This is a genomic window from Pseudoduganella sp. OTU4001 (assembly GCF_038440195.1).
Taxonomy (GTDB): domain Bacteria; phylum Pseudomonadota; class Gammaproteobacteria; order Burkholderiales; family Burkholderiaceae_D; genus Rugamonas.
Genome location: NZ_JASATG010000067.1, coordinates 1 through 8,562, shown reverse-complemented (window position 1 = coordinate 8,562; position 8,562 = coordinate 1). Strand labels below are relative to the sequence as shown.

The following is an 8,562-nucleotide window of genomic DNA, read 5'->3' as shown; positions in this document are numbered from 1 at the left end:
CAGGGGCGGTTCGCTGCCAGCAGCTCGCTGGCGATGGAAACCGTATGCGACAGCGTCGGCCATTCGTCGCCCGGGCCGAACCAGCGCGCTTCGCTGATTTCCTTGGGGTCGGTGACGATTTCGCCATCCAGGTATTCGGCGGTGAAGGCGATCATCAGCGAATGGGGGAAGGGCCAGGACTGGCTGCCGAAGTACTGCAGGTTGTGCACGCGCAGGCCGACTTCTTCGAATACTTCGCGGTGCACCGCTTCCTCGATCGATTCGCCCGCCTCCAGGAAGCCGGCCAGCGCGGTAAAGCGCTTGTACGGCGAGTTGGCGTGGCAGGCCAGCAGGCGCTGCCCGCCCTTCTTGATCAGCACCATCATGGCCGGCGAGATGCGCGGGTAGGCCAGGTGGCCGCAGGCGCTGCAGCGCATTGCGCGTTCGCCGTCGGCGCGCGCCATCGGGCCGCCGCAGGCGCCGCAGAAGCGGTGGGTGCGCGCCCATTCGGCGATCTGGTAGGCGCGTCCGGCCACGCTGATGAAGCCGTCGTCGACCGCGCCGAACAGGGCGCGCAGGCCGACGAAGGCGTGGCCCTCCGGGGCCTGCTCGCTGTCGGTCCAGGCCACCTGGCAGTGGCGGCCGTCCCAGTCGCCGACAGAATGCAAGCAACACTCGTCGAACTGCACATGGTCGGGCAAAGTCAAGTTGCCTTCGCGCAACAAGAGCCGGTCGCGGTGGAACAGGAAGGTCAGGCGCGGTGCATTTTCCGGGCTGCTCAGCGCCGGCAAGAATGAGGCGGGTGTTTGCAACATGGACAGGCTTCTTGGATTAGTTAAAAAAGTGATATTACCTTGATTCTAATATTACTTACTGCTGAGTTGCTTTCCATCGCTAAGTCATTGTTTTAATGGCAGGATTTACGGGGTTTTTCCCTACTTTTTCTGCAAATCAACACTTTCTCCTTTAAGATACAGTGCTGTGTGGAGCCCTTTATTCCTGACATCATGAGCCTGATCCTATCTTCCCTGTCCAGCGCCCAAATCCAGTCGATTTCGACCAGCCAGATGGCGGCATTGACCACCGCCGAGTTGGGCTCAATCACGACGGATCAGTTCCCCATCTTTACCAGCACCCAGCTTGGCGCGCTCAGCGCGAGCCAGCTGCGCAGCCTGCCGACGCGCGACCTGGCGGTGCTGACCACCGCTCAGCTGCAGGGGTTCAACGCCACCCATATCCAAGCGCTCACCACGGCCCAGGTGCGCGTGCTGAGCTCGGACGCCATCGTCGCGCTCAGCACCGCGCAGGCGGCGGCGCTCACCAGCGCCCAGGTGCAGGCGCTCAGCGACAGCCAGCTGCAGGTGATGGAGTCGGCTGACTTCGCCGCACTGGGCAGCGGTTCGATCAATGTGCTGTCGACCCGCCAGCTGAGCAGCATGTCCACCAGCCAGATCGCCGCGCTGTCCACCACCCAGGTCGCGGCGCTGAGTTCGCGCAACCTGCGCGCGCTGAACAGCGACCAGCTGGGCGCCCTGGGCACCCACCATATCGCCGCCCTGAAAACCAGCCAGGTGCCGGGCCTGGACAGCCGCCAGATCGGCCAGCTCAGCACTGCCCACGTGGTGGCGCTGACCACCGCCCAGGCCGCCACGCTGAGCACCCAGCAGGTGGCCGGCTTCAGCACCGAGCAGCTGTCGGCCCTGGAAACGGCCGACCTGGCCGCGCTGCGCACCCAGGCCATGGCGGCGCTGCCGACCGATATGCTGAACCTGTTCTCGACCGACCAGCTCAGCGCCCTGACCACCCAGCAGGTCGCCGCCCTGGCCACGGCCGCCCTGGCCAACCTGGACGCCAGCCACCTGGCCGCCCTCACCACCGCCCAGGCGGCGGCGCTGAGCTCGCGCCAGTTCAGCGGCTTCTCGGCCAGCCAGGTCGCGCTGCTGCAAACCGACGACGTGGCGGCGCTGCGCACCCAGGTCATCGCGTCGCTGAACAGTGACCAGATCCAGGCCATGGGCACCGAGCAGTTCCTGGCCATGACCTCGCTGCAGGCGGCCAGCCTCAGCACGCGCCAGATGGCGCAAATGAATTCGGCCCAGCTGGCCGCGCTGGCCAGCAGCAACCTGGGCGCCCTGAAAACCCAGCAAGTGGCGGCCATGACCAGCGACCAGCTGGCGGCCCTGACCACCAGCCAGATCGCCCAGCTCGGCACGGCCAATGTCGTCGCCCTCGGCTCGGCCCAGGTGGCGGTGCTGTCGACCCAACAGCTGGTGGCGCTGACCACGGCGCAGGCGGCCTCGCTGCGCAGCCACCAGGTGGCGGCCATCACCAGCGACCAGCTGCAGGCGCTGGAAACGGCCGACCTGGCCGCGCTGCGCACGCAAGCCCTGCTGGGCCTGACTTCCGACAACCTGGGCGGCCTGCTGGCCGGCCAGATGCAGGCGCTGACCACCGCACAGTTGAGCTCGCTGAGCACCAACCAGGTCAACGCCTTCAGCAGCGAGCAGCTGGAAGCGCTGTCCGGCAGCCAGTGGCAAGCGTTCGGCACCCGCCACCTGGCCAGCCTGAGCACCAGCCTGCTCAACAGCATGAGCACCGCCGACTGGAGCGCCCTGCGCAGCAACCAGATCGCGTCCCTGCGCAGCCACCAGATCCAGGCGCTGGACACCGGCCTGATCGCGGCCCTGACCACGGCCCAGGCCCAGAGCCTGACCACCGCGCAGCTCAGCTTGCTGAGCACCGACCAGCTGGCCGCCTTCTCGACCGCCGCCTTCGCCGCGCTGAAGAGCCAGCAGCTGGCCGCGCTGAGCAGCAGCACCGTGGTCACCCTCAGCACCACCCAGATCGCCGGCCTCAGCACGCAGCAGGTGGCCCAGATGTCGACCGCCCAGCTGACCGCGCTGGGCACGCACCAGATCGCCGCCTTCACCACGGCCCAGGCCGCTGCGCTGACCCTGCCGCAAATGGCTGCCCTGCTGAGCGACCAGTTGCTGGCCCTGGAAACCGTGGACTTTGCCGCGCTGCGCAGCCAGCAGCTGAATGCCCTGAATTCGCAGCAGGTCGGCGTGCTGAGCACGGACCACATCGTCGCCCTGACCACCCAGCAGGCGGCCAATCTCGGCACGCGCCAGATCGCCGCGCTCGGCAGCGACCAGCTCAATGCGCTGGAAGCGGCCGACCTGGCGGCCCTGCGCACGGCCCAGCTGGCGCGCATCGCCACCGCCGCGCTGGGCGGCCTGTCGACCCAGCAACTGGCCTTGCTGGGGACGGCCCAGGTGTCCGGCTTCACCACCGACCAGATGCGCGTACTCAGCACCGACCAGCTGGCCGCGCTGAGCACCGCCCAGCTGGTGGCCCTGTCCACCCAGCAGGTGGCCGCCCTGACTTCCGACCAGCTGCAATCGCTCAGCGCCAGCGACATCGCCAGCCTGCGCACGGCCCAGGTGGCCGGCCTTGGCACGGCCCTGGTGCAAGCCTTGAGCAATGCCCAGCTGGCGGCGCTCACCACGGCCCAGGCCACCTCGCTGGCCACGCGCCAGCTGGCGGCCCTGACCACCGACCAGGTGCTGGCGCTGGAAACGGCCGACCTGGCCGTGCTGCGCGCCGCGCAAATGGCGGCCTTCAATAGCGACCAGCTGCAAGCGTTCGGCAGCGACCAGCTGCAGGCGCTGGGCAGCCAGCAGCTGGCCGGCCTGTCCAGCACCCAGCTCAACGCGCTGTCGTCCGACCAGTTCTCCTACTTCAGCGGCAACCAGCTGGGCGGCTTCAGCGCCGCCCAGCTGAACAGCCTGGATGGCGCCCAGCTGGCAGCCATCAATTCCACCGCCTTCGCCTCCCTGAAGGCGGCCAACCTGGGCGCCCTCAACACCGGCCTGTTCGCCGTGCTCTCCACCGCCCAGCTGGCGGCGCTGAGCACCGCGCAGGTGGCCGCGCTCGGTTCGCGCCACCTGAAAGTGCTGGGCAGCGACCAGCTGCGCGCGCTGACCACGCAGGACGTGAGCGTCCTCAAGCAGGCACAATTCGTCGCCCTCGGTTCCGACCAGGTCGGCCAGCTCAGCACCGGCCAGTTGCAGGCCCTGAGCGGCGCCGTGCTGGGCACCCTCACCAGCGCGCAGGTGGCCGGCCTCAGCACCGACCAGGTAGTGGCGCTGCTGGCGGCGCAGGCTGCCAGCCTGAACGGCACCCAGCTGGCGGCCTTCAGCACCGACCAGATGGCGGCGCTGGAAGTGGTCGACTTCGCGGCCCTGAAAGCGGCCGCCGTGGCGTCCCTGAACAGCCAGCAGATCGGCGTGCTCAGCACCAGCCACGTGGCCGCGCTCACCACGGCGCAGGCCGGCCTGCTGCATTCGGCCCAGCTGGCCGCCCTGTCCACCGACCAGCTGCAAGCGATCGAACTGGAAGACCTGGCCGCGCTGCGCAGCAACCAGCTGGTCGGCTGGCGCACCGAGCAGCTGGTGGCGCTGACCCTGGACCAGTTCCAGTCCTTGCCGAGCGCCTCGATCGCGGCGCTGACGCAGAACCAGATTGCCGGCCTCAGCACCTACCAGATCAACCACTTGATGACCGCCCAGGCGGCGGCCTTGAGCGCGGTCCAGCTGATGGCGATGAGCAGCGACCAGATCCAGGCGCTCAGCCCGGACGCCATGGCCGCGCTGCGCAATTCCCAGCTGCTGGGTTTGAGCACCACCGTGCTGGCCACCTGGACCCCGACCCAGATCGCGGCCCTGACCACCCTGCAGATGCTGGGCATCACGGGCAACCAGCTGAACTCGCTGACCTCGGCCCAGATCCAGGCCATCGAGGAGGAAGACCTGGCCGTGGTGCGCACCAACCAGCTGGCGGCCCTGTCGACCCAGCAGCTGGTGCTGCTGACCGACGCGCAGGTGCAGGCGCTGACCACCAAGCAAGTGGTGTCGCTGACCTCGCGCCAGATGCAGGCCCTGACCACCGACCAGATGGTGTCGCTGACCAGCGCCCAGATGAACAGCCTGAACAGCAGCCAGCTGCGCGCCCTCAACAGCGACCAGCTGGCCGCCATCGAACTGGACGACGTGAACGCGCTCTACACCAGCCAGCTCAATGCGCTGGCGACCGGGCAGGTCGGCTATCTCAGCTATGACCAGGTGGCCGCGCTGGGCACCGTCCAGACCAGCAGCCTGGGCACCGCCCTGGTGGCGGCGCTCACCACCAGCCAGCTCGGCGCCCTGAGCACCGGCCACGTGGCGCGCCTGGGCACCGGCCAGGTGGCCGCGCTGTCCTCCGGCCAACTGTCCTCGCTCAGCCTGGATCAGTGGCAAGTGTTCTCCAGCGCGCAAGTGCGCGCCCTCAACAGCGGCGCCATCGCCGGCCTGACCACCGACCAGGTGGCGGCGCTCAGCACCTACCAGGTGGCGGGCATTGCCACCCACCAGATCGCCGTGCTCGGCAGCGACCAGCTGCAGGCGCTGGGCTCCGATGTGATGGTCGCGCTCGGCACGGCCGCGGTGGCCGCGCTCAGCACCGACCAGATCAGCTATCTGGGCAACGACCAGCTGCTGGCCCTGACCACGGCGCAGACCGCCGCCCTCAACTCGGACCAGGTGACCGCCCTCACCACCGGCCAGGTGGCGATGTTCAGCACCTCCCAGGTCAGCAGCTTCAGCACCGCCCTGCTGGCGGCCTTGCGCAGCGAACAGCTGGTGGCGCTCACGACCGACCAGGTCGCGGCCTTGAAGACCAGCCAGCTCAACAGCCTGAGCAGCACCCAGCTCGGCACCCTCAGCACCGACCAGATCGTGGCGCTGACCACCAAGCAGGTGGCAGCGTTCGGCACCAGCCAGGCGCTGGCCCTGGGCAGCGACCAGCTCAATGCGCTGGAATCACAAGACCTGGCCGCGCTCGGCACGGCGCCGATCCAGGCGCTGGCCACCGACAGCATCGCCGGCCTGGCCGACAGCCAGCTGCAAGCGCTGGCCACGCGCCAGGTGGCGGCCCTCACCAGCGACCAGCTGGGCGCGCTGGCCAGCAACCAGGTGGCGGCCCTGACCACGCTGCAAATCCAGAGCCTGGCCACCTTGCAGCTGAACGTCCTCAATGCCGGCCAGCTGGCGGCCCTGCAGTCCGACCAGGTGGCGGCACTGAAGACCAGCCAGTTCAACAGCCTCAGCACCGACCAGCTCGGCTACCTGGGCAGCGAGCAGCTGGCGGCCCTGACCACCCAGCAGGCGGCCGCCCTCGGCAGCGTGCAATTGCAGGCCTTCTCCAGCGACCAGTTGAACGCCCTGGAAACCGCCGACCTGGCCGCGCTGGCCACCGCGCCGCTGGCCCTGCTGGCCACCGAAATGGTGGCGGCGCTGGCCACCGGCCAGATCGCCGCCCTGGCCACGCGCCAGGTGGCGGCCCTGACCACCGACCAGGTGGCTGCGCTCGGCAGCCACCAGCTGAACAGCCTGTCGGCCGCCAGCCTGGCCGCGCTGACCACCAACCAGGTGGCGAACGGCCTCAGCACCGCGCAGCTGGCGGCCCTGGCCGACAGCCAGGTAGCCCTGCTGGGCAGCCGCCAGGTGAGCGCGCTCAGCTACGAACAGCTGGCCATCCTCAGCACTGACCAGTTCGCCTCCCTGGCCACCGCCGCCCTGCAGGGCCTGAGCGCCAGCCAGGTCGCCAACGGCCTTGGCACCGCCCAGCTGGTGGCCCTGACCACCGGCCAGGCCAGCGCGCTGACCACGGCCCAGATCGCGGCCCTGGCCGATGAGCAGGCGCAGGCGCTCGAAACGGAAGACCTGGCCGTGTTCAGCACGCGCCAGCTGGCCGCGCTCGGCACCAGCGCACTGGCCGCCCTTGGCACCGGCCAGTTCAGCTCCCTGTCCACCAGCCAGCTGTCCGGGCTCAGCGTCAGCCAGGCCGGCGCCATCACCAGCAGCCAGCTGCATGCCCTCAGCAGCGACCAGCTCAATGCGCTGCGCGCCACCCAGGTGGCGGCGCTCAGCCTGGGCGCCCTGGCCGCGCTCGACACCAGCCAGGTCAGCCTGCTCGGCACCACCCAGGTGGCGGCCCTGACTTCGCTGCAGATCGGCGCGCTCAGCGTCGACCAGGTCGGCGCCCTGACCGTGGGCCAGATGGGCGCCCTGGTCAGCAGCCAGGTCACGGCGCTGACGGCCGACCACATCTTCGCCCTCAGCACCGCGCAGCTGTCCGGCCTCAGCGCGGCGCAGATCGGCTACTTCAGCAATACCCAGCTGCCGCTGCTGACCAATAGCCAGGTGCAGTCGCTCAGCACGGCACAGATCGCCGGCATCAAGCTGTCGCAGGTCACCGCCCTGAGCGGCGACCAGGTCAGTGTGCTCAACACCGACCAGGTGCAGGCGCTCAGCACCAGCCAGCTGCAAACCATGACCGCGACCCAGGTCGGCATGTTCAGCGTCAGCGCCATCGGCGCCCTGACCACGCCGCAACTGCAGGCGCTGAAGAACACCCAGCTGGCTGCGCTCGACATCGACCAGGTCGGCGCGCTGGCCACCAGCCAGCTGAGCGTACTGGGCACCAGCCAGATCGGCGCCTTCACCGCTACGCAGATGAGCTACTTCAGCGCGACCCAGCTGTCCAACCTGACCACCACCCAGGTCGCGGCGCTCAAGAACAGCCAGCTGCAGGCGCTTACCGCGGCCCAGTTCCAAAGCTTCGGCAGCGCGCAGCTGCAGGCGCTGACGACGGCCCAGCTGGCCGTGCTCAGCACCAGCCAGCTGGCCGCCCTCAGCACCACCCAGTTCGCCGCCCTGAGCGGGACCCAGGTGGCGGCGCTCGGCACGGCCCAGATCGTCGGCCTGACCACCGCCCAGGTGGCGGCGCTGACCACGGAACAGGCGGCGGCGCTCGGCACCGATGCCCTGGGCGCCCTCACCACGGCCCAGATCCAGGCCCTGACCACCACCATGCTCGGTGCGCTCAGCATCACGCAGATCGGCGGCTTCAGCGCCAGCCAGGCGGCGGTCATGACCGTCACCCAGACCATGGCGCTCGATCCGGGGTCGGCCTACTACGCGACGCCGCTGGTGCTGGACCTGGACGGCGACGGCGTGGAAACGCTGAGCCTGGCCGATGGCGTGGCCTTCGACCTGCGCGCCAGCGGCAGCGCGGTGCGCACCGGCTGGGCCGGCGCCGACGATGGCCTGCTGGCGCTCGACCGCAACGGCAACGGCCGCATCGACGACGGCAGCGAACTGTTCGGCAGCGCCACCGTGCTGGCCGACGGCCGCCGCGCGCGCCAGGGCTATGAGGCGCTGGCCGCGCTCGACAGCAATGGCGACGGCCGCATCGACCGCCAGGACGCCGCCTTCGGCGACCTGCGGGTCTGGATCGACCGCAACAGCGACGGCGTCAGCCAGGCCGACGAACTGCTGGGCTTGCAGGACCTGAAGATCCAGTCGCTCTCGACCACGGCCCAGGCCGGCACCGGCTGGCAGAACGGCAACCTGCACGGCCTGGCCTCCAGCTTCACGCGCGACGACGGCAGCAGCGGCGCCAGCGCCGACGTCTGGTTCGCCACCGCACCGGCCAGCCTCAGCCAGTCGGTCAGCGCCTTGAGCGGCGCCATGGCCAGCTTCC

The 8,562-nt window shown here is 69.4% G+C and carries 2 protein-coding genes; one reads left to right on the top strand and one right to left on the bottom strand.

Features of this window, described 5'->3' with window-relative positions; genetic code table 11:
• Positions 1-794: NAD(+) diphosphatase (gene nudC, locus AAHE99_RS26570; RefSeq protein WP_342120965.1), on the bottom strand; the 794-nt coding region annotated here is incomplete at its 3' end.
• Between the two features lie 192 nt (positions 795-986).
• Between nudC and AAHE99_RS26565 the strand changes: the two genes are divergently transcribed.
• The coding region (locus AAHE99_RS26565) for a hypothetical protein (RefSeq protein WP_342120963.1) at positions 987-8,562 on the top strand (7,576 nt) is incomplete at its 3' end.